At 61.9% G+C, this 3,219-nt stretch carries 3 protein-coding genes; all 3 read left to right on the top strand.

Going from position 1 to position 3,219, the window contains the following annotated elements; genetic code table 11:
- Positions 1-1,210: gamma-glutamyltransferase (locus EOA60_RS25420; protein ID WP_128312089.1), on the top strand; the 1,210-nt coding region annotated here is incomplete at its 5' end.
- A gap of 29 nt (positions 1,211-1,239) precedes the next feature.
- Positions 1,240-2,280: an agmatinase gene (gene speB, locus EOA60_RS25415; RefSeq protein ID WP_127336005.1), complete on the top strand. Its 1,041-nt coding sequence runs from the start codon at positions 1,240-1,242 to the stop codon at positions 2,278-2,280.
- Positions 2,281-2,325: 45 nt separating this feature from the next.
- On the top strand, positions 2,326-3,219 hold an 894-nt coding region (locus tag EOA60_RS25410), incomplete at its 3' end, for an aldehyde dehydrogenase family protein (protein WP_128312088.1).

The following is a 3,219-nucleotide window of genomic DNA, read 5'->3' as shown; positions in this document are numbered from 1 at the left end:
GGAGCGGCCCGAACCCGCCGCAACCTTGGCCGAGCAGGGCTTCACGGCCACTCGTCATACTGTTGCCAGTTTCGCTGTTGCCGAAGATGCGCTGCGCGCAAGGAATTCGCTCAGGCTGTGGTCTGAAGAGGGCCTTGCGCCACGTCTTTATGACACCATTCGGCAGCCCAGGCTTGCCTACGCCTTGAGGCAGATAGGCAGGTCGGACGGCCGCGACTTCTACGAAGGCGCGATTGCCAAGGCGATCGTCAGGGCCGTGAGCGAGGCGGGTGGATGGATCGACGAATATGACCTCTCCACCTACGAAGCGGAGTTGACCGTTCCCATCAGTTCGCGGTTCGCAGACTTCGAAATCTTTACGACGCCCCCCAGCACGCAGGGTTTTTCGTTGCTCGCCGCACTCGCAAGAGTGGAACCGCTCCTGAACGGATCGTTCGATCGGAGGGATCCGGCCGACGTCCATGTCCTGGTCGAAGCGGTGGCGGATGGCCTCAGGCTCCGAGACCTGCACAATGCCGACCGTCGGCATTTCATCGGTCTTGCCGCTTCGACATGGTCAAGAGATGCCGCCAAAAGGTTTGCCGCCGCTTTCGACCGCAAATGGCGAAGCGCTACCGCGGCAGCTCCGACGACGCGGGTCACAAGGGGTGATACGGCGCATCTGACGGTGGTTGACCGACATGGCACCGCGGTCTCTCTCATCCAGAGCCTGTTTTTTGATTTCGGTTCGTGCATTGCCGTGGAGGAAGGCGGTTTCACCCTTCAAAATCGCGGCTCGGCTTTTCATCTGGAACCCGATCTGCCGGGACATCTGGCGCCGGGTCACCGGCCGCCCAGCACGCTCATGCCGACGATCGTTCTCAGGGATGAGAAGCCGGTCCTTTCGTTGGGCTGCATGGGTGGCGATGGCCAGATGCAGACGCAACTCCAGATCCTGATCGATGTCCTGCTGGGCGGCCTTGACCCGCAGCAGGCGGCCTCAAGGCCGCGGTGGTACCTCGACCGGTCCTCGCCCGACGGCGCGGTCATAAAAGTCGAGGCCGGTGTCTTGAACTCGGTCGTGGACGGATTGCGCGCTCTGGGACACCAGGTCGAGGTCTTGGGGGCAAGCGAAGAAGTCATGGGCCATGCACAGGTCATTCAGCTGTTGGACGGTGTCCTGATCGGAGCCGCGGACCCACGCTCCGATGGGCAGGCTCACGCCTTCTGAAACGGATCGAGAAAAACGAGGTAACAAAATTGGCTGATTTCGATGAGCGGCTTGCCGCGTTGCGAGCAAAGTTTGCTGACAGCGCTGAATTTCATGATCCACGATTCCGGCGTGTCGGCGACAAAATCTTCAGCGGCGGCACCCGTCTGGCGCCTTATGCGGGTATTCCGACTTTCGCCAGCCTCCCGTCCAAGGCGATCGATTTCAAGAACCCCGACTTCGGCGACCTTCAGGTCGCCGTCATTGGCGTGCCGATGGATCTGGGGGTGAGCAACCGGCCTGGATCGCGCTTTGGGCCGCGGGCGATGAGATCGATCGAGCGCATCGGGCCATACAATCACGTGCTCGACTGCGCGCCGGGCTTCGACCTCAGAATGGCCGATGTCGGGGACATTCCTTTTGCGAGCCGCTACAGGCTGGAGGAGAGCCACAAGGATATCGAAGCGGCTATCTCCAAGGTCGTCGGCGCCGGCGTCATCCCGGTTTCGATCGGCGGTGACCACTCCATCACCCATCCGATCTTGAAAGCGGTCGGCCGCGATCGCCCGGTGGGGCTCATCCATATCGATGCGCATTGCGACACGGGCGGCCCTTTCGACCAGACCAAATTCCACCATGGCGGACCTATGCGCAACGCAGTGCTCGATGGCGTGCTCGACCCGGTCCGGACGATCCAGATCGGAATCCGGGGACCTTCTGAGTATCTGTGGGAGTTCTCCTATGCCTCGGGCATGACGGTCATCCATGGCGAGGAGGTCCCGCATATGGGCATCGGCGCCATCATCGAGAAGGCAAGGCAGGTCGTCGGCGGTGGACCGACCTATCTGTCGTTCGACATCGACAGTCTCGATCCCTCCTTCGCGCCAGGCACCGGGACGCCTGAAATAGGCGGCCTGACCACGCGAGAGGTGCTCGAGCTCATCCGGGGACTGAAGGGCGTCAATCTCGTCGGCGCCGACGTTGTCGAAGTGGCTCCCCAGTACGATTCGACCACGAACACCGCGCAGGCGGGAGCGCAGGTCCTTTTCGAGATCCTGAGCCTGCTGACGTTCAGCCCCGCGCTCGCCTGAACGTGTCATTCAAGATCGAAAGCTTCAACCGGAAGAGGCCGCATCATGCTCGACAGGCGCAAGTTCTATATCGATGGCGGTTGGGTTGATCCCGCCGTCCCGCATGACCGGGAAGTCATCAACCCCGCGACCGAGAAGCCCGTGGCGGTTATTTCGATGGGAACGGTTGACGACATTCAACGCGCCGTCGGCGCCGCGAAGAAGGCTTTTGCGACCTATGGGCGGACCTCGGTCGACGAGCGGCTGGCGCTGCTGGAGAGATTGTTGGCGATCTACAAGCGGCGCTACGATGAAATGGCGCAAACGATAACGCTTGAGCTCGGCGCACCCATCACGATGAGCCGTGAGCAGCAGGCCGACGTCGGTGTCGGCCATTTGCAGGGCTTCATCGATGCGCTGCGCGCGGTCAAGGCACGGGAAGTGCTGCCGAACGGCGATCTCGTCGTGCGCGAGCCGATCGGCGTTTGCGGACTGATCACGCCCTGGAACTGGCCCATCAATCAGATCGCTCTCAAGGTGGTTCCCGCCCTGGCGACCGGCTGCACCTGCGTGTTGAAGCCGAGCGAATTCACCCCGCTGAACGCGATGCTCTATGCCGAGATGATCCACGAGGCCGGCTTCCCGCCTGGCGTCTTCAATCTGGTGAACGGTGACGGCGTCAATTGCGGCTCGGCTCTTTCGAAACACCCGGACGTCGACATGATGTCGTTCACCGGCTCGACAAGGGCCGGGATAGCGGTCAGCAAGGATGCGGCCGAAACGGTCAAGCGGGTCACACTCGAGCTCGGCGGGAAATCGCCCAACATCGTCTTCGAAGATGCCGACCTGGAGGACAGGGTGGCTGGAAGCGTCGCCGAATGCTTCAACAATTCGGGACAGTCCTGTGATGCCCCTACCCGGATGCTGGTGCAGCGCTCCGTCTACGGAAAGGCCGTGGAG

This window comes from Mesorhizobium sp. M1A.F.Ca.IN.020.06.1.1, assembly GCF_004023265.1.
Lineage (GTDB): Bacteria > Pseudomonadota > Alphaproteobacteria > Rhizobiales > Rhizobiaceae > Mesorhizobium.
Note: the sequence above shows the minus strand (reverse complement) of the source record. Positions and strands in the feature narration are given on the sequence as shown.